Source organism: Neobacillus sp. DY30, assembly GCF_030123065.1.
Lineage (GTDB): Bacteria > Bacillota > Bacilli > Bacillales > Cytobacillaceae > Neobacillus.
In genome coordinates, this window is record NZ_CP126093.1 from 3,538,430 (window position 1) to 3,563,587 (window position 25,158).

Below are 25,158 nucleotides of genomic sequence, written 5' to 3' on the forward strand. Positions count from 1 at the left end.
TACCAGGTGTCATATGCAGAGTATGACAAATGTCATATAGAGGTTGTCTCTTACACCAAAACAGAAAGTTATGCTATAATGAAATAGTTGTATTTTAACAAACTAAAGCGGTGATGTAAGGATTAAACTAGCCTGCCGCTTCAAAAGGATGCTAATAAATGAAAAAAGAAATTGATACAATTTATATTTTAGAAAACCCCGAAAAGAATATTATTAAATTTGCAACAGGTTATCAACTTAAATACGATGACACGATAAAAGATGTTTTTGGTGTGGCATGCATAAACGATTTAGAAATGATGATTCAATTTAACAAGCCCTTCCAAGATAGTATTTGTGCCAATAAGAATATAAGTGTGAAGAATCTTTCATTAAATCAAGTTATTCGAATTGCTTCCAAGAAAGAACTCCTTCAATTAAGGGTAGAATTGTTAGAACAATCAGGAAATTTATCCATTCCTTGTCCTTTCGATTCGGTCATCCAGCTCCAAGAAGGAATTTTCCGCTGGGATGAACAAAATTCTTCATACATTTTAGATCAACTTGGTGCTTAATTTATTGTTCTAGGAAAGTAACTCATCTTTGGTATGGGTTACTTTTTCTATGAAAATTATTATTTTGGCAGGTGTCATATGTCCTCAAAGAATAAAGTGATTATTATCGGTGGAGGGATTTCTGGAAAATTGGCGGCACGTGTATTATCGGATGTTTATAAAGAAGTAATCATCCTTGAACGTGACAGCGAGCCGGAAGGACCAACTTCACGAAAGGGTGCCCCGCAAGGTGAACATCTACACGCCCTCCTTCATGCTGGCGAATATGGCCTCGAAAAGCTATTTCCTGGTATAACAGAAAAATTTTATGAGAGCGGAGCTGTAAAAATCAATTCAACCATTGATCTTGCATGGTTTCACCATGGTGCATGGAAAATTCGATACGATGGCGGGTACAGTACCACACTTCAAACACGACCCCATTTAGAATGGCACATAGAACAATACATAAAAAGAATTCCAAATATTAAAGTGCGCTACAATCAAGTTGTTCAAGATTTTTTATATAGTGAAGCAGAAAATCGGATCATAGGTGTTCAACTAAAGAATGATCCATTATTAGCAGATTTAGTAGTGGATTCCAGTGGTGTAAGCAGTCTTACATCTAATTGGTTACATAAACGAGGAACACATGTCCCTGAGGAGAAAGTGGAAATCAACTTAAGTTATATCAGTAAACAATTTCAGCTGGATGAAAATCAGGAAAGAGACTGGAAGATTAAGATGATATATCCCGACCCGCCTAAAGAAAAAATTGGCGGTACAATTTCTAAGATAGAGGGAAATCATTATATTGTCACAATAATGGGATATCATAACGCAGTAAATGATAAAGAGGTCCTAAAAGATGATATGTGTTTTATTGAACTTTCAAAGAAATTGCCAAGACTTGATATCTATCAAGAAATAGAAAATGCAGCTTCCCTTACCAAAACTAGCCTCTATCGAATCCCACATTTAGTATGGAGAAGAATTGAAAAAATGAAATTACCTGATGGACTTTTACTAATCGGAGATACCTTCTGCAGAATTGACCCTGTTTTTGGCCAAGGAATGAGTATTGCCATTTTAGAGGCGCTTGCACTGCAAAAATTAATACATAAAGATACACGACAACTGGTGCCTGCGGTATTTCATAAAAAAGCTGCGAAAATCATTGCTCCGATTTGGAATATGGTCCTTACAGAAGATTTCCGATATCCCGATACACATGGGAAAAAGCCGTTTGGTCTATCGATTCAGCTATGGTATGCGAAGAATATTTTTCTTTTATCTGCGCAAAATCAAGAGGTCTATAATGCGTTTGTGAAAGTGATGAATCTAGTTAACCCTATAACCTCACTGATGAGACCTAGGATTATTAAAATGGTTTTGAATCGTACATTTACTAATGCTCGAAAACCATAACTCAAAAAAGCAGTTCTCTTTAAGAGGACCGCTTTTTATTTTTCATTAATTGGTGCTTTCTTTTACTAGTGGTTTACCTGCTTCTAGAAGAACCTTACTGCCCACCAAGAAAAACCCTTGGATAAACATTAGTATTCCAGTCCCAATCAACAGCCATTCTATTTCAATTATGTCTGCGATGGGCCCGAAAATGAGCATTCCTAGTGGCATCATCGAGGTTGAAATCATTCCTAGTACACCAAAGACTCTTCCTAAATAATCTCCCTCCACCTTTTCTTGTAAAAGAACAGTTGATGGTGTGTTGAAGATCGGCATTGCCACACCAACGATTCCCATGAACACGATATAAATCCAAAAATTAGGAACGATACCAAGAGCGAAGGTGCAGGCACCCATCACAAGCGCAGCGAGTGTCATCGTATGAATCTTGTTTTTGAATCCACCCCACGATGCCATGAACACACCACCTAGCATCATTCCGATTGAGAAGGTAATTTCGATGGCTGTTAACCGCCATACATCATCACCAAAACTGCGTGTGACCTGCAGCGGTGTTAGGAATGCCACCGGTGCCGCTAATACAAAGAAAAACGCAAAAAAGACAAAAAACTTCTTAACAAAAGCGTGATTTTGAATATAGGTAAAACCTTGTTTTAAGTCACAGTAATAGCTGGTGGTCTGTTTTTCTGCTGCTTTTGCATGAGTGGGAATATGCAAATATGTCAGTAAGATAAATACGGCAATCGCAGCAGTAATAACATCAATAAAGAAGATTGCTTCCATTGAAGCCATTGTCAGAAGTGCTGCACTGACCATTGGCGCCACGAGCATGATTAGCGCTTGGATACTACCATTTGTTCCGTTCACTTTTGTCAGTTTATCCTCTGGAACCATCTGAGGAAGAATAGCTCCAACCGCTGGACCTTGAATTCCTGTTCCTATCGCCCGAATCGCCGACATCAAAAATAATAACCAAAGTGCCTCGTACCCCATTAAAAACAGAATTGCTAACACAAGTGTTGAAATCGCAATCAAGGAATCTGACAAGATAATCAGTATTTTTCGATTGTAGCGATCCGCCCAAACTCCTGCAAAAGGAGAAAGGAAAAAGGTTGGGACAAACCCGCAAATAATAGAAATTGTCATCATGACACCCGATTGAGTATTCAAGGTGATATACCACATAATCGCATATTGAACTAAGGCTGATCCAAAAAGCGATATCGTTTGACTCCCCAAAAAGAGAATGGTATTTCGTTTCCAATGATTTATTTCATGTTTAGGTGTTTCCATAGATTACACGTCCTATAATGTTTTTGTTTGGTATGGTCAAGGACATTTTTATAGAAACTGAATTTACATCTAAAAAAAGACAGCAAAAAAGAGGGCAGAATCGTCCCCTCTTGTTTTACATCACCGTAAAATAAAGGTTTCCCTAAAAATAGACAGACCACTCCCGTTACTCTGCACTCGTGCAAAGTCCTTGAACCTATTCAATTAATTGTTCAAAGCTGGGAATCGTAGTCTCATAGACGCAGTCAAGGGGAAAACCTCCATTTCTTATAAGTTAGAATTAGTTTAACATATTTGTCACTTATATTAAAGATGGTACCTTTCAATAAGTACTTTCAATGGATTTAATGGTATCAAATAGTTTTTTATTTATAGGGGTTGGTACTTGATGTTTTTCACCCATCTCCAACACTGCTCCCGCGAACAAAGCCACCTCGCTATATCGCCGTGCTTCCAAATCCTGCGCCATGGACGGTTTTCCTTCTGGACTTAATGTGGCTAACACACTTAACCAATAATTCAAATCTGCCTCTATTAGATTAATCCCTTCATACTCAGATAAGGTAATGACCTCTCTCATTGCGGCAATCATGGTTTCCCTTGCTTCGCCTTCCCGTTGAATTTCACCGTAATTGCTTTTATAGACAGCAACGGTTTGATTAACTCCGACATTCAGCATGAATTTTCCCCAAAGCCGCTTATTCATATTGGTGTCTACCTCATATGGAAAATCAATTTTATCAAAAAAATCCGCTAGACTCTTAACCTTGTCAGAAATGATTCTCGGCCATTGATCACCAAAGCAAAGCATTCCCATATGGTCGTATGTAAGTTTATTCCCTACTTTTACTGCGTCCATCCCTTGGGCTACACTATAAAGAATCCTATCCCCCCCATAAACTTGACCAATAATCCCTTCACTCGTAATTCCATTTAAGGCAGATAAAATGATGGTGTCTTTTCCCACATGATGGTGTACCGCTTGGATGGCATCAAGTAAACCTTCGTATTTCACGGTAAAAATCAGTAAATCTGCTGGTTCACAGTGTTCTTCAGGCGTCACAAAGTGGAAGTCACACGGTTCACCATTACAATAGACATGTTCTTGTTTATATTTTTCGATGCGCCCTCGGTCAGCAATAATTCTTACATCTTCCTTTTGCAGTCGCTTGGCTATAAAATTTCCAAATAATATTCCCAATGCTCCTAATCCAATAATAGATACCTTTTTAATTTCCATCCCGTAAGTCCTCTCCGCTTTTTCTTAAATTTTATCATGAAAATTTGGTTGATTAATAATGATTCGTTTTTCGTTATAATAGAGAATATAGAAAATTTTGTAATGAGGGATAAAACATGGAAAGAGATAATAATGAAACACAGCATACAGAAGATGATTTCGACTGGGAGACTTTTTTTAATCCTGATGATAAACAGGAATGGGAAATAGAGAAACTTCAAAAGAAAAAGCGAAAAAAGTTCATGGTTAAAATCATTAGCTCCCTGCTCGTACTGGCACTTTTGATCAGCGGATTAGAGGTGTGGATTAACATTTTCAACCTCCCTGCAATGAACTTTGTTAAAGTGTCTAATCAATTATCAAAGCAGCCTGAAGTGAAAGAATACAAAAAATCAGTTGTAACAATTGATTGGGATGGAGTCAAAGGTACAGGCTTTCTGGTCTCACCTAATGGATTAATTGTCACCAATGATCATGTGGTAGAACGTACAAAGAGAGTAAATGTCCATTTTAAATCTGGTAGGTCATATGCTGGTAAGGTAATCGCTAAGCACCCGGAAATAGATGTTGCGATTGTAGAAATTGATGCAGAGAACCTCCCTTTTCTTCCAATTGCTACCGACAAGGATTGGGAAAGATGGGTTGGCGAGGAAATCATTTTTATTGGAAACCCATTAGCTTTTACACAAATAGCCAATAAAGGCACGCTGATTGGTAAAGCACAGTTGACGGACTGGGATGTCCCCGTAATGATGATTAAAGCACCTATTTATAAAGGAAACAGCGGCAGCCCGGTATTGAACGAAAATGGAGAGGTCATTGGTGTCATTTTTGCGACATTGCAAAACCCAGAGATTGAAACGAAAGAAATTGTAGGTGTGGCCATCCCATCTTACTATATTACGAAAATCCTTAATAAAAATATCCCATAACGAGCTTAAGGTTCTATCAATTGCTTCTATCTAGCAGAAAAGATTATACTAATATTTGGTATTACTATGAATCTAAGGAGGAGATCACTTGACTAGTTTACAGGATCCTACCACACTACTTAATGGAGTAAAAATGCCTTGGTTTGGCCTCGGTGTATATAAGGTTCAGGAAGGTGAAGAAGCACTTCAATCTGTAAAGGCTGCAATTAAAGCTGGTTACAGAAGCATTGATACCGCGGCTCTTTACCAAAATGAAGAAAGCGTGGGTCAAGCGATTAAGGAATCTGGTGTTCCACGTGAAGAGCTTTTTATTACCACAAAAGTTTGGAATGAAGACCAACGAAATGATTCAGTTTTAGAAGCATTTGAAACGAGCATTCAAAAACTCGGGCTTGATTATGTTGATTTATATTTAATCCACTGGCCAGTAAAAGAAAAGTACAAACAAACGTGGAAGGTCCTTGAGCAACTATATAAAGAAGGACGTGTTCGTGCAATTGGCGTCAGCAACTTCCAAATTCATCATCTAGAAGATTTACTATCTGTAGCTGAGATTAAACCGATGGTAAATCAGGTGGAATTACATCCGCTTTTAGCACAAACTGAACTTCGCGACTATTGCAGAAAACAAGAAATTCAAATTGAAGCTTGGGCTCCACTTGGCCAAGGAAGACTTCTTGAACATCCACTTTTACAAGAAATTGCGGCAAAGCACAACAAAACAACCGCTCAAGTCATCCTGCGATGGGATATTCAAAACCAAATTGTCACCATTCCAAAGTCAGTTAAAGAGGCCCGTATCATCGAAAATGCCAATATCTTTAATTTTGCATTAACTGAAAGTGATATCCAAAAAATTAACTCCCTAAACGAAAACAAACGATTCGGTGCTGATCCTGATAACTTTAATTTTTAATTTTGTTTAAGAAAAAAACGGACCTCACGAGCTAGTCATGAGGTCCGTTTTTGAATTCATGATCCGTTCTGTTTCTTTAGATAGTTTCTACACACCATGTCATCGTAGATATCTCTGTTTCTACCGTCTGTAACCTCTTTTTTATAAAAATAAGACATAAATCTTAACGATTCTTTCCTGCTTTCAAAAGTCCTCTTATCTGAAACATTGCAGTTTTACCTTCTTTACGTTCCATCGCATGAACGAAGCTGTATACGACGATTAATTCAGCTAATAATCCAAGCGAGAGACCGATCGCTCCAATGGAACCATTCCATTGTGAAGCAAAATTCACACCAATAATTAAGGCTATCAATGTAACTACAAAATTGGCAGACTGAGAAAAAATCGTAACCTTTGTTCTTTTGTACACCATTAATAATCCATTAAAGAAATCAACAAACGGAAACACAAGCGCCATTAACATCGTCACTTTGAATACTTGTATGCTTGCGTCCAACAACCTTCCGCTGACCCCAATTACATGTTCAAAAAACAATTCCCCAAGCGGAGTATACGATAAAATCGCTACTAATATACACGGGACAAAACCAACCACAAGTAGAAACTTTTTTACAATAGCATGATGTTCACCATAAAAATTGATAACAATTTGATGAATATAAGAGAAAAAGCTTAAAATTAATTGAGTTACACTTAGTGCGATGGCGTAACTTGCAATCGCCAGCTCAATATTATAGGTCTTACCTAACGCAATATTAATGGCAGGACCAATCATAACAACAATAATAGAAGATAACATAAGCGGGCTATAAAATTTAAAGATACTTTTCTTTGATTCTATTTTCAGTTCATGTTTCTCAGGCATTTTGCGCACTAACGACCTTGCTTCAATGAAGCTAACAGTACATTCAACTATCATTCCGATTAAAAAAATCAACGCACCGGATACTCCTGTAATATGACCCGTGTGAATGAAATATAAGGACAATATATACATCGCAGCAAGCCTTATGACCATTCCAATCGTTAACCATTTTGTCTGCCGATTATAAATAATAACTCCTTGTGCTAAACAACGAAGAGCAGAAAAAATTGTGACGATGATCAATACTTGGTAAATAGCCTTTATGTCATCCACCATATTCGCTTTAGCTCCAAAGATGTTCGCAAAAATAACATCTCCAGCCGGTGTATAAGCCACTGCAAATGCAACCAACATTAAACTTCCGATTAAATAAAAAGAAAAATGTGACATTAATCTATAGGAACCTCTATCCCGAACCAATGAAGAACAAGTTTGACGAAGCAAATTCCCCAGCCGCTCCGTAATTCCAAATAGACTCATTGCAATTGCATAGCTCGCTAAAATAAATTCAGAATGATCCGCTCTAACTAACGTACTGTTAATAATAATATGTGATATTGTAACAAGACTCGCAGATAATGCTAAGGGAATAAAGAAAATGAACAACGATCTCATATTTAGTTCTTTTTCTAGTTTTTTCATTCTCTACAACACCTTTTAATTTTAATATCTTCTTAAATTTATTTCGGCACACTAAATTTATTCCATTATATTATAAATCTTATAATTATTAACGGATATAAATATTTTTACCTAAATGAAAAAAACACCGACCTCTTTGAACCAATGTCGGTGTTAGAAACGTTTTTAATCATTACTCTCTAATAACGGAATCTTAACTTCTACCCCTAAACGTATCAGTAACTTAGCCAGGGTTTCAAGTCCAGATTTCGGATTGATTTTCGTTTCAAGGTAATAGGTAGTACCTGTGAGTTTTGATTTATACGTATGCAATTGGGTAAAATTCCGTTTATCCTTATGAACCGGTTCAAGCGCCATCGCATAGCGTTTTCCCGAGTCAGTGGAACCTAGGACAACACCCTCTTTTATCTTTTCATGAAGAGGAAGTTGATGATCTTCAATCCAATTTAATCCTTCTTTCCAAAGTGCCGGCACGCTTTCACCACGAATCACCGTATTGCTTTTTCCGTGCCTTACATTAATGTATAAAGAATCCCATCTTTTATTGCTTGCCCGGTAAGACTCTTCAACCTCTGGTACAACAGCTGCTTGTTCATTAACTTTTTTCTTCAACTGCTCAAACAACTTTTCTACTGTCCCAATTCCCACATTTTCATATTTTGCAAGAATCACAAGCTCCTTCGGAAGCTGCCCAACACTTTCAATTTGGTCTTCATTAAGTTGCCTTAATAGACTTGGAATTCCAGTGAATTCCTCCGAGGTAAGCGGGACCTTAGAAAGTTCCTCGGTGACAATAATATGGTCAGCCTTGTAGAAAAAGAACAGTTCACCTGGTCGTTCCAGCGATAGTTTCCTTCTAATTTTTTCTTCCTCAATAAAGGTCCTTAATTCTTCAAAGAAAATTTCGTCATTCTTTTCACTGTAACGTTTCACATGCTTGTGTAAACCTGCTAGGTTCATAGGCAGCTCACTCATGATTCTTGCTTGCTGTTCTGCACCTAATCGAATCAGAAAGGTTTCGGATTTATCAAATCGTTGTGGCAATAGGAAAGCATCGCGAAGAAAATAGGGAACATCTAATTGTTTCCCATTAAATGTAAACGTACGAATTGTCGTTGTACCAGGAATCCCCTCTTCCACTGCAGGTACTTCTGGCTCAGACGTTTCAACGCTAACCGCCGTTTCTGCCAGTGCAGACTCAGGGGAGAGCTTTTCTACTGAATTAGATAGGAGCTCTTCAAGTGACTTAAGTCTAATCTCCAACTCAGACATATCATATCTTTTTTCCATAGCCGGGGATGGATCTTGATAATCCGGAACGGTAATATCGACTGGACCGTATACCTCCACATACCATTTAACAATTTTGTATAATGCCTCCCAAGACAATAGGGCCTCAGAATACCGGAACATTCTTGAATTATGGGCAGCTTGATTCCCAATTTGCCTAACAAAATGGAGTGCATCTCGTATCTCAGGGATCAAGTACCCTTTGTCATTAAGCATATCCAGCTGATCTTTTAAATTGGTTCGAGGATCATCTGGCAATTCCTCGGCTCGAATCACCTGTTGTAATATATTCTCTACAAACACACGTGCATGTGTCAGCATGGTTCTTGGGCTGGTAAAAATACTATTTTCCAATTCTCGTGCAACTAACGCCAGTTCTTTAGAAAGCGGCTCAATAAATTGATAAAAGTAAGATTGTTTATCCATTGTAAAAGCTCCTCTAAATATATAATATTCTTATTTTATCACATCGAAGCACAATTGGAATATACTAGTAGATAGTGCCATAAAGAAAAGCCGCCTCTAGAGGAGAACGGCTTTTCTTGTGCTGTTTTTAATTGGTAAAAATCGTTGCAATAATTTGGTCGTATGACATTCCACTATTGACTGTATAGGAACCTGGGCGCAAAGCGTTTTGTAACCCTCTAGCTTCAATATCTTGCGTGAATTTGAAAGCGTCTGGGATTAACTTTGCTTGAAGAAGTACATTCGCAACATCGATACTAGTCATCCCATCTGCTACGTTGACTACTACTTGGGTTATGGGTTGATCCTTCTCTTTTTTATCAGCAGGCTTCGTTTCAATATCCTTTGCAGCTTGCAAAGTCTTTTCTAATTCTTCTGTTGTTTGAACAACATAACCGGCAGATTCAAGCTCTTCCTTCATCTGTGCTGCCGTTAGTTTAACACCTTCAGACGATTTAGCTGAAGCTTTTTGATTGGTGTTATCATCAGTGAAGTAAACTACTCCACAAATTGTTGTAGCAATAAGGATTCCTGCTGCAAAGCTGCTCAATAAATTAATTCGCATTGGCAACTAATCCTCCTTCATCCTTTATTTTCAGATAAGGTGTTAGCAGCTGTTCAATTTCAGATACTGGTACTTCTTTTTTCTCAGCGATGCTTTCAATCGAGTAATTACGTCTATATAAGTCTATTACTTCACGTATAAAAAGCTTCTCTTCTGCAGAAAGTGGAATTCCAGCTTCTTTTGTTACTACTTCTATATCAAGCTCGATATCTCGGATTGAGTCTTGAATGCTATTGATTTCTTTCATCATCGATACATGTACTAAATCAATTTGCTTTTTTTCAAGCTTAGAGTCACGGTATGTCTTAATTATTGAAAAAACAAGCAATAATGCGGAAAGAAGAAACAATCCGAATAAAGTCCATTCCATCGAAATCTACCTCCTTCTTTTTAATAGACCAACACAAGAATCTATTATACATCCAAAATAAATAAATTTCGATTTTATTCTACAAAATACATCAAAAGTCTGAGAGATTTGTCAAAAAGCAGGTAATTCATTTGCACCCTACTGGTATGTTTTTGGGTAAAGAAGTGAATATTTACCCGAAAAAAAACCGCTTCACAATCGTGAAAACGGCTTAACCATACAAAGTTCTTCTATAGAGAGTTTGCATCCATCCCCATTTGGCTCCATTCTTCTCTTGAAGGCCCATACACACCTGGGACCTTTAAGCCAGCTTGGCGCATAAGAACGGTCATTTGTCCACGGTGATGAATGATATGCTTGTTCAGCATGTTAAGCATTACAGCTCTTGGCAGGTCCATACCAAATACACTTTTTGTTTCACTTAGGGATTGGTCTGTCCATTGTTCACTAATAGCAGCACTTGTCTCTGCACTAACACTACGGAACGTTTCAGCTATTTCTCTAGCTGAAGTTGGAAGGTCCGCTTCGTTTAACGAACTTTTTACTGTCACACCAAACTCCATTAACATACCAGGTGTACTCGCAACAATATGCCAAGCAATTTCTCCTAACGTACGATCTTCCGGTGAAACTCTTTGTTGCAGCGACTCATCTGTTAAGGCATCCAAAACCTTTTGGGTTGAAACTGCTTCTTGATTCCATTCGTTAATAAAATGAGATATAGCTGTATACATTTTATATCCTCCATTACAATTTGTTAATGACTACTTAGCATATTATACCATTTTTGCTATTAATACAAAATTTCACACTTTCACTATTCCTGTGTGATTTTTTTATTCTCATATCCTGATTACCATGATAGAATCTTTACTGGATTAAATCAGTCTGATCAAAAGATTATCGGTGGTGAATTGTGAAAGAGTCTGTACTAATACAAAATAAAAAGAGAACCAAGCTTAATCTAAGCTTTCTAAAGAAGGATATGGTATTTACCATCTCTCTTGTTTTAGCTGCTGGTAGTTGTTTATTCCAAACTCCTCAAAAAGAGTATCTAAATTTTCCTGTATTAATTAGTTTATTTAACCTGATGATTGCGATTAAGGCTTTAGAGGAACTAAGAGTTTTAGATAAATTTGCAATTTCTATATTAAATAGAAGCAGTAATAGTAAATCCGTGTCAGCCATTCTCATACTGTTATGTTTTTTCAGCTCGATGATTTTTACAAACGATGTGGCGTTACTTACATTTGTCCCCCTGTCGCTAGTGATTAGCAGGAAAACAAAGATGCCTATTATGGAAACAATTATCTTACAAACAATCGCCGCAAATATCGGGAGCAGTTTCACCCCAATGGGAAACCCACAAAATTTGTTTATTTACTCTTTTTATAAAATCACGGCTTTGCCTTTTTTTACGACTGTTTTAGTAATTGCTATTCTTGGTATCATTACTTTATATTTCTTCATCCAAAGACTGGATCAAAAAGAATTGAAGGTAGAGATTCCTCTAGTACAGGTTAACTCTTCGAAGAGAACATTGGTTTGGGGGATTGTTTTAGTTATTATCATCGCTTCCATACTCGGTGTGGTTCCTTACCAAGTTGCGTTAGCCATTACTTTAATGACAGTTGCCATTTTAAATAAGAAACTCTTGTTGAAAATTGATTATTTCCTGCTATTAACTTTTATTTGTTTTTTTATCTTTGTTGGAAATATTTCAAATACAACAGCTATGCACACCGTGGCAAGTGCAAGTTTGAAGGACGCCGATTCCGTCTATTTCAACTCGATTCTAGTAAGCCAATTTATCAGCAATGTCCCTGCAGCTATCCTTATGGCAGAATTCACAACCAATTGGAAACCTTTATTATTAGGTGTGAATATCGGTGGCCTTGGAACCATTATTGCATCGATGGCTAGTGTAATTTCCTATAAATTATATATTCAAACCCATCCAAACGATGGTAAAAAATATCTTTTAAAATTTAGTATATATAATTTCACATTTTTAACATTTTTAACTTTTATCCCGTACGTCATTTTAAAAATTTTAAATATATTCTAACCCGCTTTGAAAAATAGCGGGTTTTTTTCACTTTACGACTAAAAATTCCATCAACGTGCATAGTAAAAACAAAACAAAAATATGGAATCAAGGAGTAATCGTATGAACGTAAAATGGAAAATAACGATTTTGATTACTATTCTTACACTAGGATTGTTAACAGCGTGTAACCCTGAAAAAAGAGAATCATTAAATCGAGAAAATGACGTAAATTTCCGTCCTGTTCGGTATGAACGTAAACCGAATATAAACGAGAGCAATAACGATTATAAAAACCAAGATAACAGACTCGACATTCAGGACGAAACACCTAATAAAAAAGATCATAAAAGAAGATAAACCTCCATATTATTCATAAAACCAAACCATACCAACTAACACTGTCCACCCCAGACGGACAAATAGGCCGTTTTGTCCACGTGTGGTGACAGGCACCAAAAAAGCGGCCCCAAAAAGGCACCAGAAAAGCGGCCCCAAAAAGGCACCAGAAAAATCAAAAAAAAACAGGATAAAAGGTGCCATCGGCTCTTTTATCCTGTTTTTTTCATTAGGTATTTGATTTTGTCTACGACGTTTTTTGGATGTGGTGTGCTGTTGATGAGCAGTAACAGCTGAATGATAACAATTGGCAGGAATGTTTTTCTGTACGCTAGGTACTTTGGTTCCCAACCACAGGCAAATTTGCTTTTGAATTCTTTGAGTCCTTTGAAGTTATACAATGAATTACCGTGCAGGTAGGCTAGTCTAAAGAACTTTTCACTCCTGAAAGAGTATTTACAATCCCCTACATTTGAAAGTGGCGCCATACCCAGACTACAAATCTGGTACCCATTTTCTTTCGCCCACTTAAAAATTTGAATAAATAAAACATCCATCGTTCCATGTGGGCTATCTGGTAATTTTCTCATTAAGTCGATGGTAATTGACTTTTTGTGATCAGTTGCAAGTGTAGCAAAAGCTATTACATTACCGGTTGGGTCCTTTAATAGTGCAATTGGAAAACAAGATACATATTCCTCACTAAAGGAAACAACGGAAAATCCCTTTTCCTTCTGGTTACCGAGCCACGAATCTGATATCTCTTTAAGTTCTGAAAGTATTTCCTTTGAATAAGGTGGCATAATTACGCTGAACGTGAAAGAATTACGAGTAAATTTGTTCAATCTTGTTCGTAACTTGGCTCCCTGCTTTCCCTCAATCGAAAAATTATGGAGATTGACAATTCCTTCTTCCCCTAATTTCAAGAACCGATAGCCTGTATCATGATAGAGAGCCATGAATCGCGGACTTATTTGATAGAAGATAGGCTTTAACCTTTTACTTACACTGTATTCTTGAAATTCTTCGATAGACTTAGGAATCAGAGACTCTGCACCTATCGGGTCTCCCAAAACCACTAATTTATTTCCTATTCGCTTATAAACAATTAACACTTGTCCTTCCGCTGCCCAATATACATCCTTATCCTGTAACAAAAGAAGATGAGAAACATGATTACCGCCATTTTCTTCTAAGAATGCAATGACACGTTCTAATTGCGAGTCTATGTTACTTGGAGTTAATTTATTTTTAGCATTAAGCCTATTTATTTTATATGAAATGATAAAAACAAAAATCGGAATGAAAAAATACCATGATATGGTATCGAACATACAGGCATTACCCCCTATTAAAAGTTCACCTTAATAAAGATACCATAATAATAGATTGATATGAATATTGATTTTTTCCATTTTATGAAAATAGATACTACTATACATAAAAGAGTAATGACCCATTTACATTGCAAAACAAAAGCCGCTTACCTTAAAGGTAAACGGCTTTCTTCCAAATTAGTCAGTTCCAAGTGTAACTCCATGTGCTTTTAATTATTTCCGGTATGCAATGCTCATTCGGTCACATTTTTATAATAGTTCTATTTGTAATGAAATCCAAGCATTTTTATTGTTCTATTTTAATCTTCAACCTTTTGCGTGTAATATTGAAAGCCAAGGTATTGATAGTTTTGTTTCTTGTACATATCCTTTGGGGTGTCTTGACCATCTGCAACTAAAATAACGGTCTTATCGTGGAACGTATCCATCACAAACTTTTGTATTCGACTCCCAATTCCTTTCCTCTGAAAAGCTTCATCCACACCTAAGTTATCAATTTCAGCTGTATCTTCTGAGATAATGACATCCACTGCCCCTGCAGGCGTCCCTTTATATAAAGCAAGCAGCTGCATTACATTCGGGTCCTCAAAAATCTGCTTATTTAACTCTACCTTTTGATTGGCAAAATTACTGCCAAACACAATATCCTGCTGATATTGTAAAGCAAGAAATGCTTTCAAATTTTTTTCTGTTACCATTTGAACCTTAATATCTGGGTGATCCTTTACATCTGGGAATTGCTTGGGATCAATACTATATAATTCTAAGAAACCAATATCATAATTCACCTGATTTAAATAATTTACTAAATCAGCTGGGATTTTTTCATAACTAGGAAACTTGAATTTCACATGCTTCTGACCATTTTTCCGGTGGAAATCTCGTAAATAACGTTCGGCCGATTTTAATTCCTCTAGTGTAGGAAAGGTTTTAAACTCAATATAATTACTATCATATCGCGATAACATTTCAGGAAAGTGATAGTGTTGGTATAATTCATTTTCTGCTATCAAGTGAGTATGTTTATGAATATTTTCAAATGTAATTTGCATAACGCGATCCCCTTTTGCACGGATAAACTAGTAATTTTGTTGTAAATCCTTAAGCAATTTCATTAAATCCTCTTTTGTTACGGACATCTTTAGGACACCACTTTTTTGATACTCAATGATCGCTTGCAGAGTAAGAATAGTCGGTGGTGCGAGTTTAATCTTTTTATTTTGAAACGCAGTTAATGCTTCTTCTGGATTAATCCATAACGCTCCATCAATTTCCTTTTGATCTGGTTCTGGAGTTTGTCCTTGAGGGAGTTTTGCAAGAAAAAAACGGGTATCAAAACGAATCGGGCTTTCCTCAGGAGTAACAATTTGACCGAAATAAGTTAAACATTGAGGATCAAAATAAAGCTTCTCTTGCTCTAACACTCGTATAAAAGGTATTTCACCTTTTAGCAGGTCATTTCGGTATTTCATTATTTTTTCCTTTGGTAAAAGTACCGGGAACCCATCTATTGTATTCCCCAACATTATCCCAACTTCTTCAAACAATTCTCTAGCCGCAGCAATATAATGTGTAAGACTAATAGAAAACCGTGCTTCATCATGATTTACGAATTCTTCATCCGCCAATGAATCATGACTTTCTACCGTTCCCCCTGGGAAAACGTGAAATCCACCCATAAACTTCATAGTGAGGGGTCGCTTTGTTAAATAAACCCTTGATAATTCGTCCATCAATACAACGGTAGACGCAGGTTTAGGAGTTGCAGCCATTTGAGATTCACTCCTCTTAAAAAAAATAATCCATAATCCGATAATATATTATTCTACTTCCTATGAGATTACTCCTTTAATCAACTTTCATCCCTTTTTTTCCAATATCCGGATATAAACTCGCTTAACATTTGATTTAAATTAGATTTTTTTTGCGTTTTTAACCATTCGACCTGATCAATAGGCAGATTTAGTTTTAGGCTAATGTTTTCATTTGGCATTTCTACTTTTCGGATCTGTTCTAATGTAATTCCCTCTTCTACATTCGGAAACGATGAACTATTTTCATTCACCAAATCGAGCTCTTCGTACTCATCAATAGTATCAAGGTCAGAATATAAATTAAGCTGGGGCAATCCTCCAGACAAGGTTTTAACGTGCATTATGGAATCAATCAGTCTACCGCTATCTAATTCTATCTCAATAATTAAATTTTGCTCTTTCTTATATTTTCTCTCAGTAACTTCACTAACAATCAAATCCAGTTCAAGTGTATATCCCGAAGTAGATTCAAAGATATAAATGGCACTATTAAAAATATGTATATTCTGACCATCAATTTTAACCGACTTCACTGCAGCCATAAACATTCCTCCATACCATGTTCCACACCATACTAATAATAATCATTATAACCTATTAAGATACAAACATATTTACTATCTATTTTAGTATTTTTTCTTGAAATAAAGAAACCCTAATAAATGATTGATTTATCTATTTCCTTTTGTATTCCACTTGAATTAACTATTATACGGTCACCAAGAACTTAAGGACGTACAATGTGCCTGGAGTTATGATGGCTATCTTGAGCCTATATATCTCATTCCCACTCCTTTCTGAAACCCTTATGGTACTAGCTTACGCACCACGGTCAGAAAGGTGTAGACAAGACTTCCATTATTTATAAAGTTAATGAAATGTTCACAGCATCTTATGCTGTATTGCGTTAAAATAAAGGCGAATCAAAATGTGATGTTCTTCACAATTAAAGCAGTTAGAAAGAAGGAAATATAATCATGTCATTACTTAAACCCGAGCAAATATTAGAATTATCAATTAAAAACGGAATTAAAAAGACAAGTTACCCATTCATAACAACAATACTCTTAGGGTTTCAGGCAGGTGCATTTATTTCGTTAGGATTCCTGCTATATATCCGCGTTACTGCTCCGTTATCCGAGGGTTTATCCGGACTAAGCGCGATTTTAGGTGCCTCTGTCTTTCCAATTGGACTGATTCTAACCTTAATAGCTGGCGGAGAACTTCTAACGGGAAATATGATGGTCGTTCCCTTAGCTAAATTTGCAAGTAAAATAAACACAAAACAAGTTTTCCTTAACTGGATGCTCATCACAATAAGCAATTTTCTTGGTGCTATTTTCGTTGCTTTTTTCTTCGGACATATCGTTGGGTTAACAGAAACAGGCACATACTTAGAGAGTACCATTCATATTGCTGAACATAAAATAAATGCTTCGTTTCTTCAAGCATTTGTCTCTGGTATAGGGTGTAACTGGCTTGTGGCAGCAGCTGTGTGGTTATCGTATGGCAGCGAGGACATGATTGGTAAAATTGCAGGAATTTGGTTCCCGACCATGGCTTTTGTTGCGATTGGATTCCAACATGTGGTTGCCAACATGTTTGTTATACCTGCAGCGATATTTGCTGGACACTTCACATGGATGGATTATTTAGGTAACTTTATTCCTGTTTTCTTAGGTAATGCAGTCGGCGGAGGACTTTTTATCGGAATGGCGTATTGGTTTGCTTACAAAAAGAAAGAATACACTGTCATTGAAGGGGCTAAAAATTCTGGACTATTAGATAAAAAAATTGGACTATAATCATTTGGATTTTGAATTAGTAAAAGAGCCGTAATCAACACGGCTCTTGCTTGTTTAGCTATTCAAACAATGGACTTACTGCTCTTTCATTATGAATGCGGTCAATAGCCTCAGCTAGTAATGGGGCCACAGATAGCATCGTAATTTTATTTATTCTCTTTTCTTCAGTCTGCTCAATCGTGTTCGTGATTACTAATTCTTCAATCGCTGATGATTCAATTTTTTCAACAGCAGATTGTGAGAGAACAGCATGTGTACAGCAAGCATAAACTGTCTTTGCTCCATGCTCTACTAATGCTTTGGCTGCAAAAGTCTGGGTAGCTGCAGTATTAATTAAGTCATCAACAATAATCGCATTTTTCCCTTCAACATTTCCTATGATCTCCAAAACTTCAGAAACATTCGGTTCAGGTCGGCGTCGATCAATGAGGGCAATTGGGGCATTTAAGTATTTAGCCATTTTCCTCGCTCTTCCTACAGCACCGTTATGTGGTGCAACGACAACCACATCCTCAAGTCCCTTTCTCTCAAAGTACTCTGATAAAATTGGCATTCCAATTAAATGATCTACAGGAATATCAAAAAAGCCCTGTACCTGCGGTGAATGAAAATCCATCGTTAGTATCCTGGTAGCACCTGACTTCTCAAGTAGATTCGCAATTAATTTGGCAGTTATTGGCTCGCGTGATCTTGCTTTTCGATCCTGACGTGCATAGCTGTAATAGGGAATAACTACATTAATCATTTTTGCTGATGCCCTTTTTAACGCATCAATCATAATGAGCAGCTCCATAATATGGTCATTATTCGGGTGTGAAGTGGATTGAACGACATAAACATCGGAGCCGCGCACACTTTCTTCTATATTCACCTGAATCTCTCCGTCACTAAATTGATTGACCGAGCTCCTCCCAACCTCACAACCTAAATGCTTAGCTATTTCCTTTGCCAAACTTTGATTTGAATTTAGTGCAAACAATTTAATCCCTTTTTTCAATTGATACGACACTTTATGTCCCCCATGCTCTTGTTTTTTACAATTCCTTAACGCCTCATTTACTTATTTTACATGAAATGAAGTCATTAGAAAAATATTTCATCTAAGAACCCCAGAACTTATCGCTAGTTTACCAAAATATTCATTTAAAAGGACAAATCCTAGTTAGCTGCCACATTTATATTTCATATAAACGACCAATAATCCGTCAATTTTAAAAAAATAGCTTAGTGTGAACTCTTTACACTAAGCTATTTCTATCTAGTTACATGCCAGCCTCATCAGGTACATACAAGTCAAATGGAGTAGCATTGTATGGGAGTATTGATAATTTTTCTACTATAAGTCGGTAACCCCTGCCATAAGGGTCTTGTCGGTTTTCAAGTTGTTCTTTGAGCATGTTCGCGTATGCCACTTCTCCGATTTGGGTCATCATGTGGACCTCTACCCATGAGGCAAATCCCTCAAGTTCTTCGAGTTGCAGTTGGTCCACTTGTAAATTCTCAAATTGCCAAATATGGGTTAATTCATGCGCTAAGGTAGAAAGAGTATTAATTCTCGGTGACCCGTTTTCAACTAATACACTGAGTATGCCATCACTATCCATGCTGGCCTTACCGGTTAAACGAGGATTCCCCGCTTCAGGAATGAAAGGTAAACCGCTCATTTTATGAATTTCCGCTGTACTTATCACGGATAACACTATATCTTCAGGTAAGTTTACTAAATATACATCTTTAAAAAATTGACGAACTTCTCGATAAAGCGGCTCTACTGCCATGACATGGTCGATTGCAGATTCATTACAAGTTAAGCATCGTTGTCTGCCATCATTGAGTTGATGGATATTTGCTGCCGTAACATTTCTTCCACAAAACACACATTGCATTTCACTTGTGCTGATGTTTACGATTTCTCCATCACCCATACGTCCAAGATATTTTGTTCGAACTTCCCTTAGTTTCTTCTTCGTTAACAACTTATCTAATAGCGCTAACGTTTCGTTTAAGGCAAGTTCAGCAGGATACTGGTCGTATCCAAAGTTTAGATAGTCACTCTTCCCGTTACTTTCATTTACTAACCAAAACAAGTAGTCATTTAAAATATCAAAGATTTTATCCCAATGATCACCTATCACTTCTAACATACCCAGATGGACAGGAGAATCCTCAATCATGTATAGCGTAATCTGCCCTTCTTCCTCTTTAGCACCATCATCTATTTGTAGAGACGTTGTAATCAATTGTAAATGTTTAGACTGTGAATCTTTCAAGTTAAAGAATGCTTCATCCAACTTAGCACACACCTTCACTAAATGGTGTGAATCCGGAAATAAGGTTACAAACAACTCATTCAATAAGAGAGATAGCGTAAATTTAATTTTTGCAGTATTTTCAAAATGCCCCTCATTGGAACGAATCTCAAGGCATAAAATATGACCGTTTTCATAATGCCTTGTTATTTGTTCTTCTTGATGATAGGAATGAACCTTCATCAATTTCAGATTCTGCATTTGACTTAATTCTGCATAGCCGCTTGTGTTTATCCTTAAATCGGCCTGCATGGCTCTAATAGAGACATCAAATTGTTCAATTGAAATAGTTTTCCATTTAAAATTGCGTTCTTCTGACATCTTACTTACTCTATATTCCATAATAGGACGGTAATATTTTTGCCCAATTATGTGTTCAAAGGTGACCTCCACTATTCCACGCTCGACATCTACTTTATCGATTTTATAAAGTTCACCCTTAAATGAATGGTATTGACCAGGCAGGTATTGTTGATAGAGGTGACCTTCAAAAATCTCAGTAAGACACTTTTCGTTATGCTTAATCTGAATGAAACGGAACCTTTGTGGTACTATCTTTTCTTTAGCTGTATATGGAATCTTATATCGTGTTTTCTTCACAAAATCCTTTTTGGATCGATCAAAGGTTACAAATTCCTCTGATTCAATACTGTAACGGTATGCTAATTTAGGGCCAAAAGCGGTCGAGAACAACTCATGAACACCTTCGACAATCGAGCGGTAAGAATAAATTTTTGCTCTACTTAAATAGCTCTCTATTTCCTCTTCCATGATATAAAAATGGCATAATCGCTCTAATAAACTATAAGCAATGCTCCAAAGTGATTGAGTTAAGCGTGGAGCTAAAGGAGCAATGGATCGATTGTTACTCATATAGAAATCCAACTGATCTGCTAAGTAATCTCGGAGTAAATAAGGAGGGCTGACGATGTGAAGGAAGGAAGCTGCTTTGCCGGTTCCTTTCCACAAATTTAAATGCCTCACTAAATTGTGCTGATCATCTCGTATGAGTAGAAGTGTGAAATCATCATTCGGCATGGTAAGGTTACTGCCCTGGACCTGAACCATTTTTGCCATTTGATCCAATGTTTCTAAATCAAAACCAAAATCAAATAACGCCTTCTTCATATCCATGATTTCTTGAATGCTTTCATTTACATGGGTGTTTTGCTGGTTGACGAAGTGAATTGGTTCAATATTTGCCATTAAAGCTGGCAAGGATAAGACTACTTCCGCTTCTAATTGACGATGCGAAATTTTTGGCAGGATCTTATGTTGAAACCATTTTTCACCTTCATTTTTCCAAACCATATAGTATAGGTTTTTACTGGTGCTGAATGAAGCAGCGATATCTCTAGGCTCACATTGCAAAAGTGATCGGACCGTATGTTCTAATCCTTCATACCATTCTGTTATAATGATATATTGTGGCTTTTTTCCAAGCAGCTCCCTAACATTTTGGTTAAAAGTATGGATGATGGCAGAATAGTTTGGTATCAGCTTTTCTGCTTGTAACAAAAATATACCTTCCAACAGTTTTGTATTTTCTAACTGACGCATGTAATGCAAAAATCGTTTCTCTTTCAACATATCTGGCGAAACAATTAGTACATCTGAATTTATATTTTGTTCGAGCGCATCTATATAGGTGCTAATTCTCCATAACTGGTCCACTCCGGACACTTCTCTAATTCCATTTGACAACCATGCTGCGGCTTCTGCTGCCGCACCTTGACTGTGAGCAATGATCAGTATCTTTTTATTTTTAGCTAACAAATGATACAACGCCGGAAAAAAATAGAAAGAGAAATCGTTGTAATTGATATCTTCTATAATCACATCATGTTCTTGTATGATCTCTGACATCATCGTTGTATAGCTTTCATCGATGATGATATTCTTCTTTTTTAAATCTTCGCAAATAGATTGAATAATCAACTGATGTTCAGGGTCTTGCGAGAGATTCTCATAGGCGAAATGGTTTTTTCGATGATGAAAATGCTCACTTTCCCTTACAATCCCAGCAGCCAGCAAGCGGTCTTCCCATAATTCCTTGTATTGCTCAAATAATTCCTCATAGGTTGTTAGTCTTCTAGAGATGGCATTATCACCAGTAATAACACCTTCACTATAAGGAAACTTTGTACCATTTAAAAACCACGCAATTTCCATTAAAAGAACAAAGGAGATAACAGGATAAGCAGGCATGTACGTAATAATCGAAAGTTCGTATATATTGGCTATAATAAGAAGCACCAGAAGAAGCAGAGGGAATATAGCTGCTAACTTGAAAAAGACAGACAGATAGGTCCACTCCTTTTTCAAATAGATTTTTCCCCGGTTTTTAACATAAACGAACGAAACGGCCCCTTGCTCGATTAGCTTTGTTTTCGATCGGTCCACGAGTTCTGTAGGATAAAAAATTGAACCCATCTTTTTTACTAGTTTCACCATGGGTTTCAATAAGCGCTTATTTTCAAGAGTATTATAAGGCAAACTTCCGGCGATTTTCCAACACCATTTTACACTCAATACTGTGAACAAAATCGTTATATTTATCAACAGTTGGATATTTGACAATAGAGAAGGCATTCTTTCCGTAAGAAACTCTTCGTAAATACCCGTAACCCATTTATCAAGAAACAGCCAAGATAAACAAATAAATAATGCCACTAGCGGAAAGACAAGTTGTTTATAGCGCTGTTCCTGAGTAAAGTTGGCCGTATAGAGAAGAGTAATGCTAATACCAAAGACGACAAAACTTAATAATAGTTCAAGGTATACGTTCATAGTTTATACACCTTATCTTCTTGGATTCGGATTTGGTCAAGTTCATGAAAATAGGTTGATGGATATTGTTCGATGGCACTGCCGAGATACACTTCAATCCTATGTCCGTTTACCACCTGTACCCCTAGCTGTTGAAATGGGGAATAAATAGGATTTTCGATGACACTCTTTTCAAATTTGATTCCTGGTACTCGAATCTCGTGTGTAGAAGGAAATGGTTCATTATTCATCTGGAGGATATGAAGCAATCGATTCGTCATCTGAACAAATTCGTCTAATTTGATAAGGTGGTAGCGGTAGCGCAGATTCTGTACCTTCTTCTCTTCTCCGAGCTGCGATAATTTTTCGAGATATTTTCGTAATGAAAAAAGTTTGAATAGATGGTTTAAATAGTCATTATATTTGTGCTGGGCTTCGACTTGCATTTGATAAATATTCTCGGTATATTCATAGGTTTTTTCTTGAAACTTCCAAATGTGATAATAGGAGTTTCGTTTGGTAAAAAAATACCCGCAATACGTTACAAAAAGCGTGATAACAAAACAAATACCGTAAACATAGGCTGGTACCTCAGCTGCGTCATTAGACCCCAACATTTGCAAAAAAGGAATGATAAGAATCATAAAAATCAACATACTCATCATCAGGTACTGCCGCTGATTTGGCAGTAACTGGAGAAGAAAGTGCATTTGATTTTTCGCATGTGTCACAAAACTTTTCCATTTAGAAAGAGCTTCTGATATTCCAGGGGCTGAATCGATGACTTCTCTTTGCACCACTCCGATTTGTTGAAGGATGTCCTGCTTATAGTCATTAATCTCAATCGCTTCTTCCTCTTCCAGAAAATCATTTCTTCTTTTTAACACATTCAATTTTTTTATCGCTTCTCTGGATTTTTTTAGCAGTTCATTTTCGCGATCAATGAGAATGGTTTCCGCTTTATAAAGCTGATCCTGCCATTGATCAAAGAATTGATAAGTAATTTTCGAACCCTTTGGCAATGGTTGTTGAACATCTCTTCTCCTTTCAATGCTTGATGCCGTATAAGGGGAAAAATCATCTTCTCGGAATCGATTGGTATGATACTGGTTTTGCAGCAATAGTTGATCCTCTAATTGCCTTTTTGCTATTAGCAAACTGATAAAATAATGATTAAGTAATGTTTCCAGCCCCTCATTTTTTAATGAAATCTGTATCACACTGGTACTTCCCTTATCCAGCCGTTCAATTAGTTTCGGGTGATGGCTGATTGTTAGGAGAAAATAGGTCAGTTCCAAATAACCTTTCATTCGCTCACGGTGAGAACTTTGCACGATTTCCTGACGAATCAAGCGAATATCACCGATTTCACTTTGGATACCCATATGAAACTTCAAACTGCTTGAAAGCTCCCTTGAAGGCGTAAAATGCGTTAAGGAAGGAGTTAGTGGAAGGGTGCATATTTGCTTAATCTTTTTCTCAAAATCCTCCATAACAATATCTAGCTGGTCCTTGGTCATCCATTCATCATGACTCATCTTTTCTCGACGTAACAACAAAAGATCTTTTTTTCTATCAATCTTTTTAGCTAAGCAGGTGGTAACCCGCTCACATCTCATCTCTAAAGCCTCCATGAACTCTGTACCAGGCTGGTCTAAGATAATATCTTGAAGTTGAATGGGTTCCCCCCATTCTTCATCGAGTTGATTAATTTCCTCCTCACAGAAGGCATTACCCACAATTGGCCACTTATTACTTTTCAGCAGATAGCCATAATGGTCAAGTTCCCAATAGCGTTTTAAGCCTTCCTCTATTGGTACATAATTAGAAGTTCTCTTGATCATGTCAACTAATTGGACAATGCTTTGAGTTGGATAGAATCCCTTGTCCTTTAAAGGGTCAAGAAGCTCTCTTCTTATTTCCAAAAGATGCGTTGTAAGCCGTAACCGTCTATTAAGCTCATCATCTAAGTTCAATAGAATAATCAACTGCCAATCCTTAATGCGATGACGATCGAGATGTTCAATCATTCGTTCAACTAACGATAAAAAAAGAGGATTAGAGGCCGGGGCCTCCTCCCAGTAAAACGTTAATTCGTTACTATTCTGCAATTTATAAAAGAATGGCTCGACTAAATGCCAGTCCTCATATTTTTTGCCAAAATGAATTACAATCGAGTGCATCACTGATCACTCC

At 36.9% G+C, this 25,158-nt stretch carries 22 protein-coding genes; 7 read left to right on the plus strand and 15 right to left on the minus strand.

Annotation, left to right across the window (positions count from 1 at the left end; translation table 11 throughout):
• Positions 1-158: 158 nt before the first annotated feature.
• Together QNH29_RS17190 and QNH29_RS17195 are read left to right on the plus strand one after the other, a co-directional pair.
• Positions 159-554: a hypothetical protein gene (locus QNH29_RS17190; RefSeq protein ID WP_283860597.1), complete on the plus strand. Its 396-nt coding sequence runs from the start codon at positions 159-161 to the stop codon at positions 552-554.
• Positions 555-632: 78 nt separating this feature from the next.
• Positions 633-1,961: an NAD(P)/FAD-dependent oxidoreductase gene (locus QNH29_RS17195; RefSeq protein WP_283860598.1), complete on the plus strand. Its 1,329-nt coding sequence runs from the start codon at positions 633-635 to the stop codon at positions 1,959-1,961.
• Positions 1,962-2,006: 45 nt separating this feature from the next.
• Here the strand turns inward: QNH29_RS17195 and QNH29_RS17200 are convergent, their stop codons facing one another.
• A complete protein-coding gene (locus QNH29_RS17200) occupies positions 2,007-3,254 on the minus strand; it encodes an MFS transporter (RefSeq protein ID WP_283860599.1) in 1,248 nt (415 codons plus the stop codon).
• A 322-nt stretch (positions 3,255-3,576) separates the two neighbouring features.
• Entirely contained in the window at positions 3,577-4,494 is a 918-nt protein-coding gene (locus QNH29_RS17205; protein WP_283860600.1) for a ketopantoate reductase family protein, read from the minus strand.
• A 116-nt stretch (positions 4,495-4,610) separates the two neighbouring features.
• Here QNH29_RS17205 and QNH29_RS17210 point away from each other — a divergent pair, with 116 nt between their 5' ends.
• Both QNH29_RS17210 and QNH29_RS17215 read left to right on the plus strand, forming a co-directional pair.
• On the plus strand, positions 4,611-5,426 hold the full coding sequence (locus QNH29_RS17210; RefSeq protein ID WP_283860601.1) for a S1C family serine protease: 816 nt from the start codon (positions 4,611-4,613) through the stop codon (positions 5,424-5,426).
• Positions 5,427-5,559: 133 nt separating this feature from the next.
• Positions 5,560-6,342, plus strand: a complete 783-nt coding sequence (locus QNH29_RS17215) for an aldo/keto reductase (RefSeq protein ID WP_283865666.1) — start codon at positions 5,560-5,562, stop codon at positions 6,340-6,342.
• A 163-nt stretch (positions 6,343-6,505) separates the two neighbouring features.
• Here the strand turns inward: QNH29_RS17215 and QNH29_RS17220 are convergent, their stop codons facing one another.
• The 5 genes from QNH29_RS17220 to QNH29_RS17240 form a co-directional block, all read right to left on the minus strand.
• Entirely contained in the window at positions 6,506-7,852 is a 1,347-nt protein-coding gene (locus QNH29_RS17220; protein WP_283860602.1) for a multi antimicrobial extrusion protein MatE, read from the minus strand.
• Between the two features lie 165 nt (positions 7,853-8,017).
• Positions 8,018-9,568 (minus strand): DUF4145 domain-containing protein, encoded by a 1,551-nt coding sequence (locus tag QNH29_RS17225; RefSeq protein WP_283860604.1) that lies wholly within the window; start codon positions 9,566-9,568, stop codon positions 8,018-8,020.
• 127 nt (positions 9,569-9,695) lie between these two features.
• Positions 9,696-10,172: an aminodeoxychorismate lyase gene (locus tag QNH29_RS17230; protein WP_283860605.1), complete on the minus strand. Its 477-nt coding sequence runs from the start codon at positions 10,170-10,172 to the stop codon at positions 9,696-9,698.
• On the minus strand, positions 10,162-10,542 hold the full coding sequence (locus QNH29_RS17235) for a hypothetical protein (RefSeq protein WP_283860606.1): 381 nt from the start codon (positions 10,540-10,542) through the stop codon (positions 10,162-10,164). The genes QNH29_RS17230 and QNH29_RS17235 overlap by 11 nt, the downstream gene beginning before the upstream one ends.
• Before the next feature lie 230 nt (positions 10,543-10,772).
• A complete protein-coding gene (locus QNH29_RS17240; protein ID WP_283860607.1) occupies positions 10,773-11,276 on the minus strand; it encodes a DinB family protein in 504 nt (167 codons plus the stop codon).
• 182 nt (positions 11,277-11,458) lie between these two features.
• On the opposite strand from QNH29_RS17240, the gene QNH29_RS17245 reads away from it, so the two are divergent.
• Both QNH29_RS17245 and QNH29_RS17250 read left to right on the plus strand, forming a co-directional pair.
• Positions 11,459-12,610: an SLC13 family permease gene (locus QNH29_RS17245; RefSeq protein ID WP_283860608.1), complete on the plus strand. Its 1,152-nt coding sequence runs from the start codon at positions 11,459-11,461 to the stop codon at positions 12,608-12,610.
• 102 nt (positions 12,611-12,712) lie between these two features.
• The gene (locus tag QNH29_RS17250) at positions 12,713-12,949 is read left to right on the plus strand and encodes a hypothetical protein (protein WP_283860609.1); all 237 of its coding nucleotides are present in this window, start codon (positions 12,713-12,715) and stop codon (positions 12,947-12,949) included.
• A 9-nt stretch (positions 12,950-12,958) separates the two neighbouring features.
• Here the strand turns inward: QNH29_RS17250 and QNH29_RS17255 are convergent, their stop codons facing one another.
• The 5 genes from QNH29_RS17255 to QNH29_RS17275 all read right to left on the minus strand — a co-directional run bounded on the left by QNH29_RS17255 (position 12,959) and on the right by QNH29_RS17275 (position 16,621).
• Positions 12,959-13,132: a hypothetical protein gene (locus QNH29_RS17255; RefSeq protein WP_283860610.1), complete on the minus strand. Its 174-nt coding sequence runs from the start codon at positions 13,130-13,132 to the stop codon at positions 12,959-12,961.
• Between the two features lie 8 nt (positions 13,133-13,140).
• Positions 13,141-14,262 (minus strand): phosphatidylglycerol lysyltransferase domain-containing protein, encoded by a 1,122-nt coding sequence (locus QNH29_RS17260; protein WP_283860611.1) that lies wholly within the window; start codon positions 14,260-14,262, stop codon positions 13,141-13,143.
• Positions 14,263-14,564: 302 nt separating this feature from the next.
• Positions 14,565-15,317: a GNAT family N-acetyltransferase gene (locus tag QNH29_RS17265; RefSeq protein WP_283860612.1), complete on the minus strand. Its 753-nt coding sequence runs from the start codon at positions 15,315-15,317 to the stop codon at positions 14,565-14,567.
• A gap of 27 nt (positions 15,318-15,344) precedes the next feature.
• Positions 15,345-16,037, minus strand: coding sequence for an NUDIX hydrolase (locus tag QNH29_RS17270; protein WP_283860613.1), 693 nt, complete (start codon positions 16,035-16,037; stop codon positions 15,345-15,347).
• An 80-nt stretch (positions 16,038-16,117) separates the two neighbouring features.
• Positions 16,118-16,621 (minus strand): hypothetical protein, encoded by a 504-nt coding sequence (locus tag QNH29_RS17275; RefSeq protein ID WP_283860614.1) that lies wholly within the window; start codon positions 16,619-16,621, stop codon positions 16,118-16,120.
• 435 nt (positions 16,622-17,056) lie between these two features.
• Between QNH29_RS17275 and QNH29_RS17280 the strand changes: the two genes are divergently transcribed.
• A complete protein-coding gene (locus QNH29_RS17280; RefSeq protein ID WP_283860615.1) occupies positions 17,057-17,884 on the plus strand; it encodes a formate/nitrite transporter family protein in 828 nt (275 codons plus the stop codon).
• A 58-nt stretch (positions 17,885-17,942) separates the two neighbouring features.
• Here the strand turns inward: QNH29_RS17280 and QNH29_RS17285 are convergent, their stop codons facing one another.
• The 3 genes from QNH29_RS17285 to QNH29_RS17295 form a co-directional block, all read right to left on the minus strand.
• A complete protein-coding gene (locus QNH29_RS17285) occupies positions 17,943-18,893 on the minus strand; it encodes a ribose-phosphate diphosphokinase (RefSeq protein WP_283860616.1) in 951 nt (316 codons plus the stop codon).
• 253 nt (positions 18,894-19,146) lie between these two features.
• The gene (locus QNH29_RS17290) at positions 19,147-22,983 is read right to left on the minus strand and encodes a hypothetical protein (protein WP_283860617.1); all 3,837 of its coding nucleotides are present in this window, start codon (positions 22,981-22,983) and stop codon (positions 19,147-19,149) included.
• Positions 22,980-25,145: a hypothetical protein gene (locus tag QNH29_RS17295; protein ID WP_283860618.1), complete on the minus strand. Its 2,166-nt coding sequence runs from the start codon at positions 25,143-25,145 to the stop codon at positions 22,980-22,982. Before QNH29_RS17295 ends, QNH29_RS17290 begins: the two co-directional genes overlap by 4 nt.
• Between the last annotated feature and the right edge of the window lie 13 nt (positions 25,146-25,158).